Origin of the sequence: Streptomyces sp. NPDC001922, from assembly GCF_042891165.1 — a bacterium.
Classification (GTDB): domain Bacteria; phylum Actinomycetota; class Actinomycetes; order Streptomycetales; family Streptomycetaceae; genus Streptomyces.
Map to the genome: position 1 here is coordinate 68,791 of NZ_JBIASV010000018.1, position 23,435 is coordinate 92,225.

At 69.4% G+C, this 23,435-nt stretch carries 15 protein-coding genes and 4 riboswitches; of the genes, 6 read left to right on the forward strand and 9 right to left on the reverse strand.

Annotated elements, in window-relative coordinates:
- Positions 1-31: 31 nt before the first annotated feature.
- The 8 genes from ACFYYR_RS29220 to gcvP form a co-directional block, all read right to left on the reverse strand.
- Entirely contained in the window at positions 32-4,120 is a 4,089-nt protein-coding gene (locus ACFYYR_RS29220; protein ID WP_388860181.1) for a LamG-like jellyroll fold domain-containing protein, read from the reverse strand.
- 397 nt (positions 4,121-4,517) lie between these two features.
- Entirely contained in the window at positions 4,518-4,811 is a 294-nt protein-coding gene (locus tag ACFYYR_RS29225) for an FAD-dependent oxidoreductase (RefSeq protein WP_388860030.1), read from the reverse strand.
- A 147-nt stretch (positions 4,812-4,958) separates the two neighbouring features.
- Entirely contained in the window at positions 4,959-5,885 is a 927-nt protein-coding gene (gene purU, locus ACFYYR_RS29230; protein WP_388860184.1) for a formyltetrahydrofolate deformylase, read from the reverse strand.
- Between the two features lie 16 nt (positions 5,886-5,901).
- Positions 5,902-6,837, reverse strand: coding sequence for a lipoyl synthase (gene lipA, locus ACFYYR_RS29235; protein ID WP_388860033.1), 936 nt, complete (start codon positions 6,835-6,837; stop codon positions 5,902-5,904).
- A 1-nt stretch (position 6,838) separates the two neighbouring features.
- On the reverse strand, positions 6,839-8,110 hold the full coding sequence (glyA, locus tag ACFYYR_RS29240; protein ID WP_388860036.1) for a serine hydroxymethyltransferase: 1,272 nt from the start codon (positions 8,108-8,110) through the stop codon (positions 6,839-6,841).
- A 1-nt stretch (position 8,111) separates the two neighbouring features.
- Positions 8,112-8,486, reverse strand: a complete 375-nt coding sequence (gcvH, locus tag ACFYYR_RS29245; protein WP_388860039.1) for a glycine cleavage system protein GcvH — start codon at positions 8,484-8,486, stop codon at positions 8,112-8,114.
- Positions 8,487-8,593: 107 nt separating this feature from the next.
- Positions 8,594-9,712 carry a glycine cleavage system aminomethyltransferase GcvT gene (gene gcvT, locus ACFYYR_RS29250; protein ID WP_388860042.1) on the reverse strand — a complete coding sequence of 373 codons (1,119 nt, stop codon included), beginning with the start codon at positions 9,710-9,712 and terminating at the stop codon, positions 8,594-8,596.
- Positions 9,713-9,818: 106 nt separating this feature from the next.
- Complete coding sequence (gcvP, locus tag ACFYYR_RS29255) at positions 9,819-12,677, reverse strand: aminomethyl-transferring glycine dehydrogenase (RefSeq protein WP_388860045.1); 2,859 nt, start codon at positions 12,675-12,677, stop codon at positions 9,819-9,821.
- A 150-nt stretch (positions 12,678-12,827) separates the two neighbouring features.
- A riboswitch (glycine riboswitch) is annotated at positions 12,828-12,922 on the reverse strand.
- A gap of 403 nt (positions 12,923-13,325) precedes the next feature.
- A riboswitch (glycine riboswitch) is annotated at positions 13,326-13,422 on the reverse strand.
- A 242-nt stretch (positions 13,423-13,664) separates the two neighbouring features.
- A riboswitch (glycine riboswitch) is annotated at positions 13,665-13,761 on the forward strand.
- A riboswitch (glycine riboswitch) is annotated at positions 13,762-13,851 on the forward strand.
- Positions 13,852-14,174: 323 nt separating this feature from the next.
- On the opposite strand from gcvP, the gene cycA reads away from it, so the two are divergent.
- Entirely contained in the window at positions 14,175-15,659 is a 1,485-nt protein-coding gene (cycA, locus tag ACFYYR_RS29260; protein WP_388860048.1) for a D-serine/D-alanine/glycine transporter, read from the forward strand.
- Positions 15,660-15,827: 168 nt separating this feature from the next.
- Here the strand turns inward: cycA and ACFYYR_RS29265 are convergent, their stop codons facing one another.
- Complete coding sequence (locus ACFYYR_RS29265) at positions 15,828-16,124, reverse strand: HEAT repeat domain-containing protein (RefSeq protein WP_388860051.1); 297 nt, start codon at positions 16,122-16,124, stop codon at positions 15,828-15,830.
- Positions 16,125-16,630: 506 nt separating this feature from the next.
- Here ACFYYR_RS29265 and ACFYYR_RS29270 point away from each other — a divergent pair.
- The 5 genes from ACFYYR_RS29270 to ACFYYR_RS29290 all read left to right on the forward strand — a co-directional run bounded on the left by ACFYYR_RS29270 (position 16,631) and on the right by ACFYYR_RS29290 (position 23,432).
- The gene (locus tag ACFYYR_RS29270) at positions 16,631-17,863 is read left to right on the forward strand and encodes a cytochrome P450 (protein ID WP_388860054.1); all 1,233 of its coding nucleotides are present in this window, start codon (positions 16,631-16,633) and stop codon (positions 17,861-17,863) included.
- 102 nt (positions 17,864-17,965) lie between these two features.
- Positions 17,966-18,991 (forward strand): methyltransferase, encoded by a 1,026-nt coding sequence (locus ACFYYR_RS29275; protein WP_388860057.1) that lies wholly within the window; start codon positions 17,966-17,968, stop codon positions 18,989-18,991.
- A gap of 67 nt (positions 18,992-19,058) precedes the next feature.
- Complete coding sequence (locus ACFYYR_RS29280; protein ID WP_388860060.1) at positions 19,059-20,765, forward strand: NAD(P)/FAD-dependent oxidoreductase; 1,707 nt, start codon at positions 19,059-19,061, stop codon at positions 20,763-20,765.
- Between the two features lie 119 nt (positions 20,766-20,884).
- Positions 20,885-21,988 carry a hypothetical protein gene (locus tag ACFYYR_RS29285; protein ID WP_388860063.1) on the forward strand — a complete coding sequence of 368 codons (1,104 nt, stop codon included), beginning with the start codon at positions 20,885-20,887 and terminating at the stop codon, positions 21,986-21,988.
- Positions 21,981-23,432 (forward strand): acyl-CoA reductase, encoded by a 1,452-nt coding sequence (locus ACFYYR_RS29290; RefSeq protein WP_388860066.1) that lies wholly within the window; start codon positions 21,981-21,983, stop codon positions 23,430-23,432. The genes ACFYYR_RS29285 and ACFYYR_RS29290 overlap by 8 nt, the downstream gene beginning before the upstream one ends.
- Positions 23,433-23,435 lie beyond the last annotated feature (3 nt).

A 23,435-nucleotide genomic window follows, 5' to 3' on the forward strand; every position in this document is an offset into this window, starting at 1 on the left:
CCGGAGATCATTCAGGCGCCCGGCACGAAGATCAGCTGCCGCCCGGCACATCCGTGGGCATGCCGGGCATCCCCGCCGCCAGCTGGGAGACCTGCGGATCCGTCAGCGCTCCTTGGAAGGCCCAGACGTCGGAGACGGCGCCCGGCCAGAACTCGCCCCAGGAAGAGCCGGCCTTGAGCCGTCCCAGTTGCAGGGGCTGTGTGCCCTTGAAGGACAGCACGTTCTCCGCCGTGGAGACCCGGTCGGCGCAGGCAGCGTCGTCCGGGGCACCGTCCTCATCGGTGTCCCCGCACGCCACCTCTTCCAGCTCTCCGTTGACGTAGAGCTTGAGTTCCTTGGCGAACCCGTCGTAGACCAGCGCCAGATGTGTCCAGTCGGTGGGGCCGTGGAACTGGCCGTTGTCGACCTGCGTGACCGGAGCGTCCTTCGTGTCCGCACCCGCCATGGAGAGCCGCCACCGTCCCGGATCCGTTTCCGGGGTCGCACTCGGCGCGTACCGCACCGCGAAGGCGGCCTGCTGTGCTCCGGGTGCGCTGAGCAGCGTCACACCGTTCTTCGGCACGGCCGCCGCTTGCGCCCACGCGGTAACGGTGAAGCTCGCGCTCGTATCCACCGGCACGGTGGAGGTCATGGCGTAGTCGTCGACGCCATCGAGCACCGCGCCGCCGTCGACCCAGCCCGGTCCGGTCCTGGCTCCGCTGTGGAGTGTCATGGCGTTGCCCGACGCTGACGCGTCCGGGGTGGTGAGCGGCGTGCCGGACGCCTTCTCGAACGTCCAGCGCCCCTTGACCAGTGCGCGCTGTCTGAAGAGCTGCTGCACCTCACCTGCCGAGACCGGACGGTCGAAGAGCCGGATGTCGTCGATGGTGCCCGGGAAGTGGTTGCCGACGTTTCCGTCGTAGGAGCTCGCGCCGATGTACAAGGCTCGGTCCGCGTAGAACGCCCCGGCCAGACGGGTGGACCCCGCCTTCGCACCGTTGACGTAGAGGGTGAGCGTGTCGGCAACGGTGTCGTGCACGCCGGTCAGGTGCACCCACTCCCCCGTACGCGCCTGGGTACCGTCCGGCTGCATCGCGCGGACGGGGTTCGCGTTCGTGGTGTCGGCGGAGTACTGGTTGACGGCCCACCGGTCGTACGTCTTGGAGTAGTACAGCTCGAAGCCCGGCGCGTGCTCACCGCTCTGGGCCGTGATCACCGCGGTATCGTCCGGCTTCCGGTCGAGCTTGGCCCACGCCGAGACGGTGAAGCTGCGGGAGGAATTGATGTGCGGGGCCCGCTCCTGGCCGACTCTCGCCAAACCGTCACTGCCGTTGAAGTGCGCCGCCTTGCCCGCCACCCCGGGGAGCCCGGTGGTCACGCCGCCCGCGTACGTCGCCGGGATCACTCCACCGTAGCCCTTGACGTCGGTGGCGCCGGGCTCCTCATCAAGGTGGAAGACGGCCACGGCCGGGCGGCCGGGGTCGCCCACGGTCTGCCGGGCGTACAGCTTGTCGACCTCGTCCTGAGCGACCGGCTTGTCGAAGATCTGTGTCTCGTCGATGGTGCCAGGGAAGAAGTCCTCCGGCTTTCCCTGGGAAGCGCCCGCGCCGATCTGCAGTCCCCTGCGGGCGTTCCAGCCGATGGTGTGGGAGGCGGAACCCACCAGCTTGTCGTCGACAAAGAGCTGGAGCTTGCCGTCCGCCCCGTCGTACGTACCGACGAGATGGGTCCACTCCCCTGCCCGCACACCGCCGGGCGCAGCAGCCATCGCGCGCACCACCGTGGCACCGGGCTTGTCGTCAGCGAAGGTGTTGAACACCCAGCGTTTGTAGGAGGCCGAGTAGTACAACTCGAAGCCGGCATTCTCGTTGCCGATCTGCGAGGCCACCATCGCCGTGTGGTCCGGCACCTGCGCGAGCTTCACCCAGGCGGAGACGGAGAACCCCCGGGTGTTGTCCACCACGGACAGGTCGGTGGAGGCGTAGCCGTCCGTGCCGTTCAAGGAGAGGCCCTTACCCGCCACGCCCTCCGCCCCGGTCTCGGTACCGCCGTGCAGGGCGAGCGGGCGTGGTGGTGTGGATCCCTCGGTCCGCGTCGCACCGGCCGGCTCGTCCAGTTGCCAGGTGGCGCGCTCGGGCTGGCCGGCCTTCACCCTGAACTGGTAGGTGCGGATTTCCGATCCGTTGCCCGCCTGGTCGAACGCTTGCGCCGTGACGAAGTTCAGCCCCGGTTTCGCCGGAAGAAGCTTGACCGCCCTGGAGGCTCCCCCGGATGTCGATATCTGATTCGCCGACACCGGGTCGCTGTTGACCCCCCATCGGTACCTGGTCACATCGGCCGAGGAGGTGTCGAAGGTGAAAGTGCCGTACTGCCCCACACCGTCGAGCCAAGGATCACCGGGGTCGTCAGGGTCGGACGACGGGTACTCCCCGGAGCCCACCGCGGGTGCCTTCGGCACCGAGGTGTCGCGGACGAAGTAGCAGCCGGTCGCATCCCCCGCGGTGGACCACGGGGAGTACTGGGCACCGTCGTAGGACCGGACGTACCAGTCGACGACCTTGTTCGCCGGGATCGAGGACGGCAGGGACACCGCGAAGTCCGATCCCGACTTCTTCAACGACGTCGGATCCGGCTTCCACCGGGCGACGGCGCCCTTGCCGTCACCGGTGTCCCAGGCGGCCTGGAACTGGACCGCGACTTTGTCGCCGTCGGGGTCGGTGATGTTGTTCGCGTGGATCTTTCCCAGGGTCCGCACACGCGGGGCGTCGCCGGGCCTCTTGCAGGTGCCTCCGTACTCCATGGTCAGCTGCGACATCCTGACCTGGCCCGGCGGACGGTTGTACTTCACCCGCAGAAACGCGTGGTCGGAGAAGCGCTTCCAGCCGTAGCGGTCACCCTCGCTCGACGCCCTGAGGCCGAACGTCATCGTCGGCCACTTCTTATTGGCGGCATGCTGCACCGCAGACTTCACCGAGAACTCCGCGTCCTTCGCCGAACACCCGTCAAAGCCGTGGGCGAACGACTCCGTGGTCAGGTGATCGACCCAGAAATCCGAGGAGTTCTGCGAGTTCCAGGTGGTGGACGACGAGATCCCCTTCGTACGCCACAGCTGCACACCACGTGCGTCGCACGAGGCCGACCAGGTGTTCCGCACCACGAACTCCGCGGACAGCACGGACTTTCCCGCGAACCTCGATGTCGGCACCTGGTAGAAGAGCCGCTTGGTGTCCTCGGGCTTGCAGTAGTACCAACCGCAGTACCCCATGCCGCCGTCGGAGTCCCCGTTGAACTTCCACTGCGGCGAGGAGGCCCAGTACTTCGACGCCATCGTCCACGCCGTCGCCTTCGGCGAATACCACTGCGGATCGATGAACACCGGATAGACGGTGTCCTTCCCCTTCAGCACACCGGCGTCGGGCCTGAGCACCATCTCGTTCTGAGTGCTGGGGACTTCGACCCCGACAGGGGCCAGCTTGCCCGACTCGCCCGCCCCGGGCTCCTCGTCCTGGGCCCCGGCAACACCACGGGCCGAGGCCTTCAGCGGCTCCCGGTCAGCCGGCCGAGCCTTCGGGGCACGCTTGTCCGTGCGTTCCGATGCGGCAGATCCTGGACTGGAGTCCCACATCACCGGCTGCGGCGCCTCGAACACGGTCCCGCCGGCGCCCTTGTCCTTCGCTTCGACACCACCGGAATCGGTCTTGCGGACATCGAGTTCTTCGGCATCGAGCTTCAGCCGTAACTCCGCCAGCGCCTTACTGGAGGCCGCCTCTGCCGACTTCACCACCAACAGCTGTGTGAAGCCGTCCTCCTGCGCTCCCATCCGCAGATCCACACCCGGCAACACATCCCGGTACGTGGCGGTGTCCCCCTGGAGCAGAGGAGCCGGCAACGCGGTGGGCCAGGACAGCGCCAGCTTGCGCCCGGCCTTCGTCATCCGGACCAAGGGCTTGTCGCCGCCACCGGAGAACGTCAGATCAACCGTCGTTGCCTTCGGGGCCACCAGCCCGCCATCGGTGGCGGCCAGGGCAGTGTCGATCGGCATCCACTTACCGTCGACGCGCGTCCGTACCGGCCGTAAGTGCTCTCTGGCCTCCAGCTTCCCGTCAGGAGTGGCGAAGACCTCACTGCTCTCCCCCCGCATCGAGGCGATCTCCACAGCCTCACCGTCCCGCTCGGCGAGAGCCCGCGCCTGCTCTTCGTCAGCGGCCGTCTTCTTGGCGTGCTTGACGGCCGCCTGACGGGGCGGCTCCTGTGCGACAGCGGACTGCACACCGTGCGACGGAAACACCCCCAGCGCCACCGCCGCAGCCAACACCACGCCGGGCACCCGAGCCCGCCGCCAACTCCCCCGAGGCATGCCTGACTCCCCCCACAGGGCCTCCTCAGACCCCATGATTATTTTGTGAACGATTCTGGATGAAATCGTGAAGATTACGCTACGCATCGATTCGCACACCCGTCCAGGATGCAGCGAAGGTACATAGAGGCGAATATGCCGCAAATACATCACCAGCATCACGTGATGTGCGCCACAGTGATCACTGGTCCGTCAGTGTGCGCACGATGCGGTCCTTGCGCTGGAGGACCGTCGAGTAGTCCAGCCGCACATCGTCGGCCAGGACACCGAACTCTCCGGCGCCGCGTACGGTCTCCAGGACCTCGGCGGAGCGCAGCATCGCCTTGGTCGGAATGCAGCCCCAGTTCAGGCACACACCGCCGGGGCGCTCCTTGTCCACCAGGGCGACTTTCTTGCCCAGTTGTGCGGCCCGGATGGCGGCGACGTAGCCGCCGGGGCCGCCACCGATGACGAGAACGTCGAAGTGCTGGTTCATGGTGTGCTCTTTCCGGTCTTCTCAAGGGAGTGGGGAGGAGGCAGGGCCGGGGAGCCCTGCTGGGGGCGCCCCCGACCGTTCGCCCTGTCACCGAAAGGACGGGCGGGCACGGCGTGGGTGTGGTGAAGCGCCGCGCCGGGTGCCGGTTCAGCGGAGGACGACGGTGCGGTCGCCGTTGAGCATCACGCGGTGCTCGGTGTGCCATGCGACCGCGCGGGCCAGCACCTGGGCCTCGACCTCCCGGCCGACGGTGGACAGGTGGTCCGGGTCGTGTGCGTGGTCGACGCGGATGACGTCCTGTTCGATGATCGGGCCCTCGTCGAGGTCCGGGGTGACGTAGTGCGCCGTGGCGCCGACCAGCTTCACGCCGCGCGCGTGGGCCTGGTGGTAGGGCTTGGCGCCCTTGAAGCCCGGCAGGAAGGAGTGGTGGATGTTGATGGCCCGGCCGTCGAGGTGTTTGCACAGGTCGCCGGAGAGGATCTGCATGTAGCGGGCCAGCACCACCAGGTCGACGTCCAGTTCGTCGGTCAGCTCCGTCAGCCGCGCCTCGGCGTCGTCCTTGGTCCGCGGTGTCACCGGGATGTGGTGGAAGGGGATGCCGTGGTACGCGGCGAGCGGTTCCATGTCGCGGTGGTTGGAGACGATCGCCGGGACGTCGATGTTCAGGGTGCCCGTGCCCGCGCGGAAGAGCAGGTCGTTCAGGCAGTGGCCGTACTGCGACACCATGATCAGCGTGCGGGTGGGAGTCGACGCGTGGTGCAGTTGCCAGCTGATGCCCCACGCCTCCGCCACCGGCCCGAACCCCGAACGCAGCTGTTCCAGCGTGGTGTTCGGATCGGAGACGTCGAAGTGCACGCGCATGAAGAAGCGGTCCTGCCGCCGGTCGTCGAACTGCCGGCTTTCGAGGATGTTGCCGGAGTGCCGGACGAGGAAGCCGCTGACGGCGTGGACGAGACCCGCCCGGCCGGGGCAGGAGAGAGTGAGGACGAAGTCGTGGTCGGGTTGCGGACGAGCGGGCTTGGGAGTCCGGGCCTCCGGGTACGACGACGTACCTCCGGAGGGGACCACCGTCATGGACACGAGTGGCTCCTCATTTCTCGCGTGCCTGCTGGTAGAGCCGGCCGGCGCGGTAGGAGGACCGGACCAGCGGCCCGGACAGCACTCCCGCGAAACCGATCTCCTCGGCCTCTTCCCGGAGTTCGACGAACTCCTCGGGGCGGACCCACCGGTCCACCGGGTGGTGCCGTGCCGAGGGGCGCAGGTACTGGGTGATGGTGATCAGGTCGCAGCCGGCGGCGTGCAGGTCGGACAGGGCGTTGGAGATCTCGGCGCGGGTCTCCCCCAGGCCCAGGATCAGGTTCGACTTGGTGACCAGGCCGAACTCCCGCGCGGCGGTGAGCACGGCGAGCGACCGGTCGTAGCGGAACGCGGGCCGGATCCGTTTGAAGATCCGTGGCACCGTCTCCACGTTGTGGGCCAGGACTTCCGGGCGGGACTCGAATACCTGGGTCAGCAGCGCGGCGTCACCGCCGAAGTCCGGGATGAGGTTCTCCACCCCGGTGCCCGGGTTCAGCGCGTGGATCTGCCGGACCGTCTCCGCGTACAGCCATGCGCCGCCGTCGGGCAGGTCGTCGCGGGCCACCCCGGTGATCGTGGCGTACCGCAGCTTCATCGAGGCGACCGACTCCGCCACCCGGCGCGGTTCCCCGCGGTCCAGCGCCTGTGGCCTGCCGGTGTCGATCTGGCAGAAGTCGCAGCGCCGGGTGCACTGGTCACCGCCGATGAGGAAGGTGGCCTCGCGGTCCTCCCAGCACTCGAAGATGTTCGGACAGCCGGCCTCCTGGCACACGGTGTGCAGCCCTTCGGCCTGCACCTGTGCGCGCAGCGCGGTGTACTGCGGCCCCATGCGCACCCGGGTTCTCATCCACTCGGGCTTGCGCTCGACCGGGGTCCGGCTGTTGCGCACCTCCAGCCGCAGCAGCTTGCGGCCGTCCGGCGAGGCGGTGGGGGTGAGGGCGTCGCTCATGTCACAGCTCCGGGTACAGCGGGTGGGCGTCGGCGAGCTCTGCCACCCGGGCCCGCAGCTCGGCGGCGAGGCCCGGGGTGTACGCCGGCTTGAGGGCCTCGGCGATGATGTCGGCGACCTCGGCGAACGCGGCCTCCTCGAAGCCGCGGGCTGCCAGTGCCGGTGTACCGATCCGCAGCCCCGAGGTCACCATCGGCGGGCGGGGGTCGTTCGGTACGGCGTTGCGGTTGACCGTGATGCCGATGTCGTGCAGGCGGTCCTCCGCCTGCTGCCCGTCGAGTTCCGAGTCCCGCAGGTCGACCAGGACCAGGTGGACGTCGGTGCCACCGGACAGCACGGACACACCCGCGTCCGCGACATCGGGAGCGCTCAGTCGTTCGGCGAGGATCCGGGCGCCCGCGAGGGTCCGCTCCTGACGCCGGCGGAAGGCCGGTTCGGCCGCCATCCTGAACGCGACCGCCTTCGCCGCGATCACATGCTCCAGCGGCCCGCCCTGCTGGCCGGGGAAGACCGCGCTGTTGACCTTCTTCGCCACGTCCTGACGGTTGGTCAGCAGCACTCCGCCGCGCGGCCCGCCGAGGGTCTTGTGGGTGGTCGTGGTGACCACGTCGGCGTACGGCACCGGGTTGGGGTGCAGGCCCGCGGCGACCAGACCGGCGAAGTGCGCCATGTCGACCATCAGGTACGCGCCCACCCGGTCCGCGATCCGCCGGAAGGCGGCGAAGTCCATCTGCCGGGGGTAGGCCGACCAGCCCGCGATGATGAGCTGCGGCCGGTGCTCCGTGGCCAGCCGCTCGACCTCGGCCAGGTCGACGCGGTTGTCCTCCGCGGAGACGTGGTAGGCGACGGTCCTGTAGAGCTTGCCGGAGAAGTTGATGCGCATGCCGTGGGTGAGGTGCCCGCCGTGCGCGAGGTCCAGGCCCAGGATGGTGTCTCCCGGCTGGATCAGCGCCGTCATCGCGGCGGCGTTCGCCTGGGCACCGGAGTGCGGCTGCACATTGGCGAAGGACGCGCCGAACAACGCCGTGATCCGGGCGATGGCGAGCCGCTCGATGACGTCGACGTGCTCGCATCCCCCGTAGTAGCGGCGGCCCGGGTAGCCCTCGGCGTACTTGTTGGTCAGGACCGAGCCCTGCGCCTCCATGACCGAGACCGGTGCGAAGTTCTCGCTGGCGATCATCTCCAGCGTGCTCTGCTGGCGCCGCAGCTCGGCGCGGACGGCGGTGTGGACCTCCGGGTCCAGGTCGGCGAGCCGACGGTCGAGGATCGACATGTCACGCTCCTTCCATGAGTGCCGCGTAGGCGGTGGCGTCCAGCAGGTCCGGCGTACCGGTGATCCGCATCCGGAACAGCCAGCCGGCTCCGAACGGGCCGGAGTTGACCAGGCCGGGGTCGGCCACGGCGGCTTCGTTGATCTCGACGACCTCGCCGTCCGCGGGAGCGAACAGGTCGCTGACGGACTTGGTCGACTCGATCTCGCCGCACGCCTCGCCGGCCGTGATCGTCGCGCCGACGGCGGGCAGGTCGAGGTGGACGACGTCGCCGAGCGCGTCGGAGGCGTGGGCGGTGACGCCGACGGTCGACACGTCGCCCTCGCTCGCGATCCACTCGTGGTCGCGGGTGTACATCAGGTCGGGTGGCAGGCTCATGGTCTGTTCTCCTGTGGTGGTGATCAGGCTGTGTGGTGGTGACCAGCTGTGTGGTGATCAGGCCGTGTGGTGACCAGGGCCGTGTGGTGACCAGGGCCGTGTGGTGATCAGGCCGGGCGGCGGTGGAAGGGCAGCTCGACGACGCGGGCGTGCTCGTGGCCGCCCCTGATGTCGACCAGCACCTCGGTGCCGGGAGCGCTGCGGTCGGTCTGCACGTAGGCCAGGGCCACGGGGTGCCCGAGGGTGGGCGACAGTGCGCCCGAGGTGACCTCGCCGATGTGCTCACCGGTGTCCGGGGCGAGGACGGCGCAGCCGGTGCGCGGAGCGCGTCGGCCGGTCGAGGCCAGCCCGACCAGCACGCGGGTCGGGCCCTGCTCGCGACGGGCGGCCAGAGCGGCCTCGCCGACGAACCCGCCGGGCTTCCCGAACGTCACGAGACCGCCCAGTCCCGCTTCGAACGGCGTGGCACGGGCGGTGAGTTCCCGCCCGCACGACGGTGTCCCGGCCTCCAGACGCAGCGTGTAACGGCTGGCCAGGCCGCAGGGGAGGAGTCCGTGCCCTGTGCCCGCCGCGCTGAGGGCACGCCAGAGGGCCTCGGCGTCCGCGGGGCGGCAACGGATCTCGAAGCCGTCCTCGCCGGTGCCGCCAGTGCCGCCAGTGCTGCCGGTGCGGGCGAGCAGCACCTCACGGTCGGCCAGGCGTGCCGGGGTGATGGCGTTGCACTCCAGCGACACCACGTCCCTGTCGGCCACTTCGCCGACGATCGCCGGGGACGCCGGGCCCTGGACCGCGATCAGGACCCGGTCTCCGGACGCGTCCCGGACCGTGACGGCGTAGCCGTCGACCCGGTCGCGCAGTTGGGAGAGCACGACCATCGCGTTTCCGGCGTTGGCAACGATGAGATAGCGCGTCTCGGCCGGGCGGTGGACGACGAGGCCGTCGAGGACTCCACCGGTCTCGTGGAGCAGCAGGGAGTGGTCAGCGCGGCCGACGGCGATCCTCGACGGCTGCCCGGTCAGGGCGTGGTCGAGGGCTCGCCCCGCCTCGGGGCCGGACACCTCGACCTCTCCCAGCTGGGTGAGGTCGAAGAGGCCGGCGGTGGTCCGTACGGCGAGGTGCTCGGCGCGCTCGGAGGTGTAGCGCAGGGGCATGGACCAGCCGGCGCAGTCGGTGAATGTCGCACCGAGTTCCGCGTGGAGGGCGTGCAGGGGTGTCTTCTTCGACATGGTGGTTCCTCTTCGGACCGTGACCGGCCGGGACGGGACGGGACCGTGACCGGTCGGGACGAGATTCGGACCGTGACCGGCCGGTTCAGGACTCGGGCGGTGACCGTCAGGACGCGAACGCTTCGGGAGGCGGGCAGGAGCAGACCAGGTTGCGGTCGCCGTGCGCCTGGTCGACCCGGCCGACCGGCGGCCAGTACTTGTCGGACGTGACGCCCGCCGGGAAGGCGGCCCGCTCGCGCGAGTAGGCGCGGGTCCACTCGCCGGCGATCGCGGCGGCGGTGTGCGGCGCCTGCCGCAGCGGGCTGTCCTCCAGGGACCAGACCCCCTGGTCCACCAGGTCGATCTCCGCGCGGATGGCGATCATCGCCTCGCAGAAGCGGTCCAGTTCGGCGAGGGTTTCGCTCTCCGTCGGCTCGACCATCAGCGTGCCGGGGACCGGGAAGCTCATCGTCGGCGCGTGGAAGCCGTGGTCGATGAGCCGCTTGGCGATGTCGTCGACCGTGACCCCCGTGGCGGCGGTGAGGGGGCGCACATCGAGGATGCACTCGTGCGCGACGAGGCCCGACTCCCCGGCGTAGAGCACGGGGAAGTGCGGCGCGAGGCGGCGGGCCACGTAGTTGGCGCTCAGCACGGCCGTCCGGGTGGCCTCGGTCAGCCCCTCCGCGCCCATCATCCGGATGTAGGCCCACGGGATCGGCAGGATGCCGGCGCTGCCGAACGGTGCGGCGCTCACCGCCCCGATCCCGTCGCGGCGCCCGGTGTCGGGGTGCAGCGGGTGGGTGGGCAGGTGCGGCGCGAGGTGTGCGGCCACCGCGACCGGGCCGACCCCCGGCCCGCCGCCACCGTGCGGGATGCAGAACGTCTTGTGCAGATTGAGGTGGGACACATCGCCACCGAAATCGCCGGGCCTGGCGACGCCGAGCAGCGCGTTGAGGTTGGCGCCGTCGACGTAGACCTGTCCGCCGTGCGCGTGCACCAGTTCGCAGAGCCGGGTGATGCCGTCCTCGTAGACGCCGTGCGTGGAGGGGTAAGTGACCATGATGGCGGCCAGGTCGTCGGAGTGCTGCGCGCACTTCGCCGCGAGGTCGTCGAGATCGACCGTGCCGTCGGGCCGCGACGCCACCACGACGACGCGCATCCCGGCCATGGCGGCTGAAGCGGCGTTGGTGCCGTGTGCGCTGGCCGGGATCAGGCACACATCGCGCCCGGCCCGGCCGTTGGCCTCGTGGTAGCGGCGGATCGCCAGCAGGCCGGCGAGCTCGCCCTGCGAGCCGGCGTTGGGCTGGACGGAGACCTTGGCGTACCCGGTGACCTCGGCCAGCCAGGTCTCCAGCTGTTCGACCAGGGCCAGGTACCCGGCGGCGTCGGTGAGGGGTGCGAAGGGGTGCAGGTCGGCGAAGCCCGGCCAACTGATGGGCTCCATCTCCGTGGTCGCGTTGAGCTTCATCGTGCAGGACCCGAGCGGGATCATCCCGCGGTCCAGCGCGACGTCACGGTCGGAGAGCTTCCGCAGATAGCGCAGCATCGCGGTCTCCGAGCGGTGCCGGTGGAAGACCGGGTGGGTGAGGAAGGGGGATGTGCGCCGCAGGTCCTCCGGAAGCGCCGTCGGAGCGTCGGCCACCGGCCCGTCCGCCTCGTCCCCCACCGCGCCGAAGGCGGCGAGTACGTGCCGGACATGGTCGCGCGAGGTGACCTCGGAGCAGGAGACGCCGACGTGGTCGCCGTCCACCAGCCGCAGGAGCAGCCCCTGGTCGTGCGCCGCCGCGACGATCTCCTCGGCGCGGCCGGGGACCCGCACGAGCAGGGTGTCGAAGAACTCCCGGTGCACCACCGTGATCCGGCTGTCCCGCAGACCCGCGGCGATGCGCGTGGCGTGCCGGTGCGTCCGTCGGGCGATCGCGGTCAGGCCGTCGGGGCCGTGGTACACGGCGTACATCGAGGCGACCACGGCGAGCAGGACCTGCGCCGTGCAGATGTTGGAGGTCGCCCTGTCGCGGCGGATGTGCTGCTCACGGGTCTGCAGCGCCAAGCGGTACGCCGGCCGGCCGGCGCTGTCCACCGAGACGCCCACGAGCCGGCCGGGCAGGTGGCGTTCGAGCCCTTCGCGGACCGCGATGTAGCCAGCGTGCGGCCCGCCGTAGAACAGCGGGACACCGAACCGCTGGGACGAGCCCACGACGATGTCGGCGCCGTACTCACCCGGCGGCACGAGCAGCGTGAGCGCCAGCAGGTCGGCGGCCACCGTGACCAGCGCCCCGCGCTCCCGCGCCGCGGCGGTCACCCGGCGCAGGTCGCGGACGGCTCCCGAGCAGCCGGGGTAGGACAGCACCACTCCGAAGAAGTCGTCCTCCGGCAGCGGTTCGGTGACGTCGATCCCGACGACCTCGACGCCGACCGCGGCGGCACGCGTGCGCAGGACGTCGAGGGTCTGCGGCAGGGTGTCGCGGTCGACCAGGACGCGCGGGCGGCCCTTGCCGGCGACGCGGCGCATGACCGTGACGGCCTCGGCGACCGCCGTGCCCTCGTCGAGCAGCGACGCGTTGGCGGTCGGCAGTCCGGTGAGGTCTCCGACCACGGTCTGGAAGTTGATCAGTGCTTCGAGCCGGCCCTGGCTGATCTCCGGCTGGTAGGGCGTGTAGGCGGTGTACCACGACGGGTCCTCCAGCACGTTGCGCCGGATCACCGCGGGTGTGGTGGTCGCGTGGTACCCCAGTCCGTTCATCGGGACGGCCACGGTGTTCCGGCCCGCGAGCTCCTGCAGTTCGGAGCGGGCCTCGTCCTCGGTGGCGGCTGGGGGCAGGTTCAGGTCGGTCGTGCTCCGGATGCCGCTCGGGACAGCGGCGTCGATGAGGGCGGCGAGCGTCGGGTAGCCGACTTCGGCCAGCATCTTGGTGCGGTCGGCGTCGTCGACACCGATGTGACGGGTGACGAACGCACCCGACGCGGAGGGCTCGGGAAAGGTCATGGTGGGAGGCTCCCTGTGGGGGCACCGCGATCGCGGTGCCGTGGACGGGCGGCCTCCCCGCTCTGTCATCGGTACCTGAGAGCTTCACCACCGGGTCCGGCGGTTTGCACCGTGGGCGCAGGACATGGCGTCCTGTCTTTCCAGAGTCGCCTCGCCGAAGCGGTAGTTGGGCCTGAGAGATTCTGGGGAGAGTTGCTCCTTCGGCGCCCCGCCAGGGTGGGCGAGGGCTCTCCCGCTTCGGTTCGAACAGCGCGATGTGGAGTTGTGCGCCCGGCGGTGAGGCCGGGAGGATGGCGGCGTCGGGGCGGTCAGCGCCCTGACGGCCCTGGTGACGGCCGGGTCACACCGGCCGTCGGACGGGCCCCACGGACAAGCTGGACCGGGCCGACGACGGCGTGCACGGTCAGGGGCGGGACCGGGCCGGACGCCACGGCCGCGGCAGTGACGCAGGTGATCCGGGTGTGGTCGTCGGCCGGAGCGGCGACAGGGATACGGCAGCCATGGAGACGTCCTCGGGTCGAGCACGGGCAGGAGCCCGTGCGGCGAGTGAGCCTCCCCCTCTGTCATGGGCCTGAGAGCTTCGCCGCGGGGATGTCCGCGGCTTGCACCGTGGGCGAGGCGCGTGAACGCCTGCTTTCCAGAGTCCGCCTCCGCCACGCGGTATCGAGGCCTGAGAGTTTCCGGGGAGGATTTGCTCCTTCGGCGCCACGTCATCGGATGACGTGAGCTCTCCCGCGCAGAATCGTCAGCGGTGTATGTGGTTGTCGGGTCTTTCCGGAGGCAACGTACGGGCACCGGAACACCGCCGTCAAGAGTCTGCTCGGTGGACGCGGCCGGTCACGGGACCGGCTCAGGATGTGCGCCCTGAGCTGCACAAACGCTGCTCGGCACGGGCGAGCGCCGGGCTACTCGGAAGTAGTGTCCAGCGTTCGGCCGGACCCTTGACCGGTCGCCGACGGGGACCTAGCCTCACCGCACATCGCCGTTCACCCCGGAGCGGGAGAGCACTGGATCAGCCAGATCCGGTCGCCGAAGGAGCAACACCTCCCCGGAATCTCTCAGGCATCCCTACCGCCCGGTCAGGCAACTCTGGAAAGCAGGCGCCGACGCGCCTCGCCGACGGTGCAAGCCGCGCTCAGCGCGGCGAAGCTCTCAGGCTCATGACAGAGGGGGAGGCTCACTCGGCCGCACGGGCCCCTGCCCGTGCTCGACTTTCGAGGAGCCCCTGATGGCTCTCCCGCCGCCTCTCCCCTGACCACCGCCCACCTGCCGGTTTCCGGGCTGATCGTCGGCCTGCTCCGTGGGCCGGTTCAGCCTCTGCGGGCCCGTTCCGCATCTGTGGCCCGTTCAGCGCACCGACACCGTTCCGGTCGGCTGCCGCAGGTCCGCGCGCAGCCCCACCCTGCCCGCTCGCCCCACCCTGTGGGCGCGTGGCCATGCTCCGAGACACCCCCTGCCCCGTGCCCGTACGGGGTGTGAGTTCCGCGAGGTTTGCCCATGCCTGACAGCAGTGACACCGGCTCGACCACCGGGCCGGCCCGGCCGGCAGCCGGACCGACGCCCTCGCCCGAGGGCGAACAGCACCTCTCCCGCCAACTGTCCAACCGGCACATCCAGCTCATCGCCATCGGCGGTGCGATCGGAACCGGCCTGTTCATGGGGTCGGGCAAGACGATCTCGCTGGCCGGCCCCTCGGTGATCTTCGTCTACATGATCATCGGCGTGATGCTCTTCTTCGTGATGCGGGCGATGGGCGAGCTGCTGCTCTCCAACCTGCGCTACAAGTCCTTCGCCGACTTCGCGGCCGACCTGCTGGGGCCGTGGGCGGGCTTCTTCACCGGCTGGACGTACTGGTTCTGCTGGATCGTCACCGGCATCGCCGACGTCATCGCCATCTCCGGGTATGTGTCCTACTGGTGGCACGACCTGGCGCTGTGGATACCGGCCCTGGCCGCCGTCATCCTGCTGATCGCCCTGAACCTTCCCACCGTGAAGGCGTTCGGCGAGACCGAGTTCTGGTTCGCGCTGATCAAGATCGTCGCGATCCTGGCGCTGATCGTCGTCGGGCTGGTCATGGTGTTCGGTCACTTCCAGGCTCCCGGCGGTGCCGCGGCAAGCTTCTCCAACCTCTGGAACGACGGCGGGTTCTTCCCCACCGGTCCCATGGGGTTCGTCGCGGGATTCCAGATCGCGACGTTCGCCTTCGTCGGCATCGAGCTGGTCGGCACCACCGCGGCCGAGGCGGAGAACCCGGAACGGAACCTGCCCAAGGCGATCAACTCGATTCCGGTGCGCGTGATGCTGTTCTACGTCGTCGCGCTGATCGTGATCATCTCGGTCACGCCCTGGCGCGAGATCAGCGCGGACCGCAGTCCGTTCGTCGTGATGTTCACCCTCGCCGGGCTGGGGATCGCCGCGTCGGTCATCAACTTCGTGGTGCTGACCTCGGCCGCGTCGTCCGCGAACTCGGGCATCTACTCCACCTCGCGGATGGTGTACGGGCTGGCCCGGGAGGGCGACGCCCCGGCGCGCTTCGGCCGGCTCACCGCCAGGAAGGTACCGGCCAACGCCCTGTTCCTCTCCGGAGTGTTCCTGCTCGCCGGTGTGGTCATGGTCGCCATGGACGACTCGATCATCGAGGCGTTCACCCTGGTGACCACCGTGTCCGCCGTGCTGTTCATCTTCGTCTGGTCGATCATCCTGATCAGCTACCTCGTGTACCGCAGGCGCCGTCCGCACCTGCACGAGGCGTCGGCGTTCAGGATGCCCGGCGGCATCGCCATGTGCTACGTCGTGCTCGCGTTCTTCGTGTTCCTCATCTGGGCGCTGACCCAGGAAGCCGACACGCTGCGGGCCCTGCTGGTGACACCGGTCTGGTTCGTCGTCCTCGGCATCGCGTGGGCGGGGATCCGCCGCCGCCCGGACCATGCGGCCCGTGCGGCGGCCTTCCGCTCCGAACTCCACGGTGCGCGGGAGGAGTGATACGGCCACCGGATCCGTCGACCGGCACCGACCGCGAGCGCTGCTCCCAGCAGAGGGGAACGGCGCTCGCGGTCGGTGCCGGTCGGAACGGCCCGCTCTCGGTGTGGTTGCCACTGCACGGCCCGCGCCGCCCGGCGGAGCCGGTGGCTCCGCCGGGCGGCGCGACGGTCACTGCGCGGTCGGCTCGGCGCAGATCCGCTGGAGTTCCCCGGCGGCCCACCGCACGGACTTGTCGTCGTCCTCCAGCAGCGGCAGCAGGACGGGCAGCGCCTCCTGAACCGCCTCGCGCTGCGCCCGGCCCCGGTCGCCCCGGGCGTCCGGGAGGTCGGCGATATCGGGCTCGTCAAGGACTCCCCGGTGTGATGCTTCCGACTCGGCGTCCGGGACACCTCCGCGACAACCCCGGTAACCGCCCGAGCCGTTGGGAGGCTTGGCCGCACCGCCCCGGAACGGTCTGCGGGGCACCCCGCGCAGGAGTCAGCAGCTGTGCGGGAACGGTGAGCCGGCAGGTTTCCTCCTATGCCCTTGCGGGCAGCGGTCGGGAATGATCAGCGATCGATGGTGCATGAAACTTCATCCGGAAGATCCCGCTACGGAAATGAAGGGTTGTCCAGCGTGTGATCATTGAGTACGGTCCTTGTGCGGGATTGCCATTGCGTAGCGAGGGGCCTGATCCCGCCTCTTCGCGGACCCGGCAGGGACATCTCAATACAACTCCTGTCACGGCGACGGGAACCATCCACGCCCTCTATACGTCCTCCCCTATGTCGGCTCCTGTCGCAACAGAAACGTCGCATGTTCCCGCTCGGGAACCGGAACGGGTAACTCCCGTGCGGGGTGCATGATGCGCCTGTTCACGGCTTCCAGGTATCGGTGGTGCAGCAGACGCGTAGAAGAAACTCTGTCCTGTGGTTCGAAGCGGGCGCGGTGAATGCCGTGGTCCCGTGTCGTCAGTGGAATCCGGGGGGTCCATGTCACACGTGCAACCTGCCACTCCTGACCTGCTGTCCGAAGAGTTCCAACGCTCCCCCTATCCGACTTTCGAATCCCTTCGCAGGAACTTCCCGCTCCTTTACGACGACCGGCTGGACGCCTGGATCATCAGCAGGTACGAGGATGTGACGCGTGCCTTCCGCGAAGCCGACGTCTTCTCCAGCCGGAGCTGGGACGATCAGTTACGGCCCCTCGTGCACCGCAGCCTCATGGCCATGGACGGAGAGGAACACGCACGCCACCGCCGGCTCATTTCACCGGCATTCCACCGGAAGCGGCTGACCGAGCGCATCTCGTCCTCTGTCGAGACATCCGCACGACAACTCGTTCAGGCCTTCGCAGCCGACGGTTCGGTCGACTTCGCGGAGCACTTCGCTCGACGCCTTCCCGTCAAGGTCATCATGCGGCTGATGGGGGTCTCCGAGGACCACGACGATTTCCGGCGGTGGTACCGCGCCATCGTGGACTACAGCGGCAACTTCGAACGGAACCCGGAGGTGTCACGCGCGGGCCTGGAGGCCGGTGCGGAGCTCGCGGAGTTCCTGGACGAGCAGATCCGGCGCCGCCGCGCCGACCCGGGCGACGACCTCATCTCGCTGCTGTGCACGAGCGAGGTCGACGGGGCCCGGATGGACGACGACATGATCAAGAGTTTCGGGCTCGTGCTCCTCGCGGCCGGCGGTGAGACCACCGAGAAGGCGCTGAACCTGACCGTCCGCCACCTGCTGCAGAACCGCCTCGGACAGGCGGTCTCCGCCGACGATTCGCTGATGGACAGAGCTCTTGCGGAGACCCTGAGACTCACTCCTCCCGTGCAGGTCATCACCCGCGAGACCCGCGCGGACGTCACCCTGTCCGGCGGCACCGTGCCGAAGGGAGCTCTGGTCTTCCTGCTCGTCGGGGCGGCGAACCGGGACCCGGCGCGATTCCGCTCGCCGGACACCTTCGACGTGTTCCGGGAAGACGCCGAGGCGGACCGGGCGTTCGCGGGCGCGGCCCAGCATCTGGCGTTCGGTTCCGGACGGCACTTCTGCATCGGCGCCTCCCTCGCCCACATGGAGATCACCACCGCTCTTCGGGTCCTGTTCCGGACGCTCCCCGAGCTGCGGCTCTCTCCCGGATTCGTCCCCCGGGACGTGGGCTTCGTCACGCGCGGCCCGCAGCAGGTCCTGATCGATTTCTCCCCTGTGCCCGCCGCGACCACGCGCTGAGACACCCCTGGCGTCGAGGCCCCCCGAGGGGGCGTCCACCGCACGAGGCCTTGCTCCCTCACCTGGGATCCGGTCCGTCACCCGACAGGAGTAGCCCCCGCCATGACCGAAGCCATGCCTTCACCAGCACCACTCTTCGAACTGTCAACGGGATACTGGGCGTTCAAAACGCTGGCAACCGCCTACGAACTGCACCTGTTCGCCCGGCTGTCCGGTACGCCTGGGATGACCTTTCAGGAGTTCGCCGAGTACTGCGACATCGATGAACGCCCGGCGCGCATGTTATTGACCGGCTGTGCGTCGCTCGGCCTCCTGGAGAAGACGGGGAATCTGTACCACAACAGTCCCCTGGCCGAGGCCTATCTGGTTCCCGGAAAGCCGCATCACTTCGGTGGGCTCATCACGATGCTCGACCGTCGCCTCTATGCGGCCTGGGGGCGGCTCACGGAGGCGGTGCGCGCCAATCGGCCCGTCACCTGGGACACCGACCACGACACATCCCTGTTCCAGAGCCGGAATCCTGACGTGGTCGACACGTTCTGGGAGTCCATGCACACCCTGTCCTCCTTCACCGGGGAGGCGCTGTCAGCTGCTGTCGACCTCAGCGGAAGCAGGAGCCTGCTCGATGTGGGCGGGGGGTCGGGCGCACTGGCCATCACGCTGTGCCGGGCCTTCCCCGACCTGCAGGCGAGCGTTTACGACTTGCCGTTCGTCACCGGCATCGCCCAGCACAAGGTCGAGGCTGCGGGCTTGACCGGGAGGATTTCCACCGTCGGCGGAGATTTCTTCCAGGACCCAGCCCTTCCCGAAGGTCATGACGTGCACACCTTCAGCAATGTCCTGCACGACTGGCGCGAGGACGACGCCAAGCTGCTGTTGCAGAAGTCCTTCGACGCCCTCGCGCCGGGCGGCCTCCTGGTCATCGCCGGATACTTCGTCAACGAGGAGCAGACAGGTCCTCCCCTGGCAGCGCTGATGGGGCTTGCCCAGCTCATCGAGACCGAGGGCCGCGCCTATACGGCCTCCGAATATTCCCGCTGGGCCGCTGAGGCCGGTTTCGTCGGGCCGCACACGGTTCCGGTGCAATCGGTCGGCGCAAACGCTGTGCTGACCGCGCGCAAACCGTAGGCCGGACACGATGGCACATGGCTGCCGCGATTCCCTCCCCCTTTTCCAGCGAAAGGCTGCAGGTCACGTGAGTACGGAACAACACCCCAACCGTGACGCGGGCACGGAGCTGACCACCGATGTCGTCGTCCTCGGCGGCGGCCTCGCCGGGCTCACCTGCGCGCTCCAGATCCTCCGGGAGCGCCCCCGCACCGGAGTCGTCATCGTCGAGCGTGCGACCTTCCCTCTCCCCGAGGCCGCGCACAAGGTGGGGGAATCGACCGTGGAGGCATCGGCCCACTATTTCGAGACCGTCCTGGGGCTCAAGGACCATCTCAAGTCCGCTCAGCTCCGCAAGGAGGGCCTGCGGTTCTTCGGCCCCCACGCGGGCAACGAGGACATCGTGCCCCGTCTCGAGGTCGGGATCTCCCGCTCGCTTCCCACGTGGACCTACCAGATCGACCGCGGGCGCTTCGAGAACGAACTCGCGGACCGCGTGCGCGCCGCGGGAGCCACGCTGCTCGAGGGCACGCGGATCGAGGACGTCGAGCTCGGCCGCGACGGTCATCGCGTCCTCCTGCAGGACTCCCGGCACCGGAGCGTTGTCGGCCGATGGGTCGTCGACGCCACCGGCCGACGTGGTCTCCTCAAGCAGAAGCTGGGGCTGCGGGAGACCGTCGACCACGACGTCAACGCCGTGTGGTTCCGCGTCGCCAAGAGGATCGACCTCGAGCAGTTCGACGGCGCGGTCGCGGCACCGACGGATCCTGAGGCCAGGAAGTCGTGGCTGGCCCGGGTCGAGGGCAACCGCTGGCAGAGCACCAACCACCTCATGGGCCCGGGCTACTGGACGTGGCTGATACCCCTCGCCTCCGGTTCCACGAGCGTGGGCATCGTGGCGGACGAGCGATTCGTGCCCTTTCAGACCATCAACAGGTTCGAACGGGCCCTGGCCTGGCTGCACGAGAACGAGCCGGAGGTGGCACGGGACGTGGCGGAGTCACAGGACCTGCTCCAGGACTTCCACGTGCTGCGGCACTTCGCTCACGGTGCGCAGCAGGTCTTCTCCGCCGAGCGCTGGTGTCTGGCCGGCGAGGCCGGCGTCTTCCTCGACCCCCTCTACTCGCCGGGCGGCGACTACATCGGCCTGGGCAACTCGTACATCACCGATCTGGTGGTGCGGGAGCTGGACGGGGAGGACATCGGACAGCGGGCCGAGAGCCATGACCGCGCCTATCTCGGCTCCTTCAAGGGAGCCTTGGCCACCTGGCAGCAGCAGTACGCCCTGATGGGCAACGCGCAGGTATGGGCGGCGAAAGTCGTCTGGGACACGTTGTCCTACTTCGGCGTGAACAGCCTGCTGTTCACCAGCGGAGCGATCCTCGATCCGGCCTTCATGGCATCGCTGGGGGCACCCTGGCAGCGGTACCAAGAGGTGGCCCAGCGCATGCAGCGGTTCTTCCGCGCATGGGCCGAGGTGGACGACGGGACCGTGGACGCCATGGCGTTCATCGACCTGAGCGCACCACTGTTCCACCGGCTCAATGTCGAGCTGCTCCTGCCCGACGACCCTTCGGATCTGCGGGAACGCTTTCACGAAAACTTCCGCACCCTGGAGCAGGTGACGGTGGAACTCATGCGGGGAGCGGCGCTGCGGCAGGGGCTCGAGCTTCGCCCGGAAGACATCGATCCGCTCTCCTTCGACCTCGGTTCAGCGCTGAGGACGGTTCCGCAGGACGTCCGGAACAGCAGGCGCTCGACGCGCCTGGTCGGAGTGGAACTCGCCGAGGAATGAGCGACGGCTCTCGTGCGGTGAGGCCCGGGCGCCGACTCGGCCCGCCTCATCGTGCGGGGTCTCGTCGCTGCACCAGTCATCGAGGATCTCGGTGACCGAACAAACGGGGGAGCACCACCGTGTCATGGCACAGCACAACAACGCGCATCTCCTATCACGATGCATTCGTCGACGAACTGTACGAGGACATCGGGCGGCTCATCAGCGGAGAATCCGCTGACGCACAGCAGGTGGAGTCCCGCCTTCGATTACTGGCGCGGACGAATTCCGCGGCAACCGCCGCCTACTGGAGTTCCCACCAGGAGGGGCTGGGGGTTCCGGACACCGCGTACAAGGCGAACCCGCCGTACCTCTTCCCCGACGAGGAGCCGGTGCGGATCTTTCGGACCAGCAACACCACGGGCACCGGAACAGGCCGGGTCGCGTACAGCCGGCGCGGCATGGAACTCATGGACATGTCCATCCTGGCGAACGCCGGGCGTCACATCATGCGGGGTCTGGACGAACCGGCCGTGATCCGACTGGTCCCGGCGGAGCAGGCGGCCCCCGGCATGATCATGGCCCACGGCATGGAACTGATCGCCCGCCGGTTCGGAGACCCGGAGCTCAGCGGCTGTGTGGTGGGGAGTCCCGGGGTGGACCGTCCCACCTTGCACGATCTCCTGGACCGCTCGGTGGCGGAGCAGCGGCCCGTCGTACTCATCGGTGCCACGTCGGTCTTCGTCAACCTCTGCCAGTCGATGCAGGAAGAACGGGGAAGGTCCTGGGTGCTGCCGTCCGGTTCACGTCTGGTGGACGCCGGCGGTCACAAGCGGAGCCGCCGGGTGACCGTTGACGAAATCCGGACGATGGCCGCCGAGGTGTTCGGCATCGACCCTGACGGCCACTCCAATCTGTTCGGTATGACGGAGCTGGCCAGTCAGCTCTACGACGGAGAGGACACGCCGGCCGGCCCCTCGGGCGAGCGGCCCAGGGCAGCCGAAGCGTTCGTGCGGGCACAGGTGCGCTCACCCGGCGACCTGTCGCTCCTCGAGAGCGGCGTCGGACTGCTGGAAGTGGTCGATCTGTGCGTGCTGGACCGCCCCTGCGCGGTACTCACCGGGGACTGGGGACTCGCGGGCCCGGGCGGGGCGGCCGTCATCGGCCGGGTGGCCCAGGGGCGTCCGCGCGGCTGCTCACTGGCGCTCGACGAGATCACCACGGAGCGGGGGACCCATGTCTGAGCAGCGCTGTGTCGCGTGGCTTCCGCGGTGGCTCGACGCCGGTGCCCTGGAGCGTGCCACCGTCGGCGACGACCTTCCCGGCCGGTACTACGGCCTGAGGCCCAAGGCCGGGGAGTGGCGGTCCCTGGGGGACGGGCTGCGCGCGGCGCACGAGTCCCTGCGGGCGCTGCCGGTCGCCCGGATCGTCGACGCCCTCGACGAGACGTGCTCCCGGTGGGCCGACCGCGCGTTCGGGCACCGGGTCCGGGCGCGAGAGGACATCGTCGCCGCCACCGGGTTCTCCCCCGAAGCCGTCGACCGGAGCCTCGACGTCGAACTCGGCAACTACCGTGCCGAGACGCTCCACAGCGTCCTGCGCCGCGAGCTGGGCGACCCCGGAGTCCTGGAGGGCTTCCGGGAGGACCCCGAGCTGGGCGGTCACACGCTCGCCCTGGGGCCCCGGGTGACCATGGCGGTGTGCAGCGGGAACGTCCCGGGGCTGCCGGCGCTGTCCATCGTGCGCGCGCTTCTCGTCAAGTCGGCGGTACTCCTCAAGGTGGCCGGCGGTGAGCCCTCGTTCGCCGTGCACTTCCTGCGCTCCCTCGCGGAGGTGAACCCCGTGCTGGCCGACGCCGTGGTCGTCACCTACTGGCCGAGTGACGACCGCACCGCCCTGCGGGACGCGACGGAACAGGCGGATGCCGTGATCGCCTACGGCAGCGACGAGGCGTGCGCGGCCGTCCGGGCCCAGGTGCAGCCGCACCAGCGCTACATCGAGCACGGGCACAAGGTCTCGGTGGGCGTCCTGACGCAGGCCTACCTCACCACCGTGGGACTGCGGGAAGTGGCCCGGCGGATCGCCGACGACGCATCCGCCTTCAACCAGCACGCCTGCATCGCTCCCCAGGCCTACCTGGTCGAACGCGGCGACTCCAGCCCGCGTGACGTCGCCGGAGCGATCGCGGACGCCATGGCCGAGTACGCGGCGGACTGCCCCCTGGGCTCCTTGCGGCCGGCGGACGCGGCGGCCTTGCAGATGCGCCGGGCGAGCATGGCCTGGACCGCGGCGAACACCCCGGAGGGCGGCTTCTGGCGTGCCCCCGGCCTCGACTGGACCGTCACCGTGGCCCCGGACCTGCTCTCGGTCCAGGGGTCGGGAAACCGCGTCGTCGGGGTGGTGCCGGTCGGCGGCACGGAGGACACCCTGCGCGCGCTGCGCCCGATCGCCTCCCGGCTGCAGAACGTCGGACTCGGTGCGACCGGCGACGCGTTCCGGACGCTGGCTTCGGCGCTCGGACGGCTGGGCGCCTGCCGGATCAGCGAACCCGGGCGGATGGCGAGTCCCAGCGTCGTCTGGAGGCACGACGGCATGCCCTGTCTGTCCCTGCTGCTGCGCTGGTGCGACATCGAGATGCACCAGGAAGCGCGGATATCTGCAACAGCCCCTCAGCAAAGGATGTTGTGACGA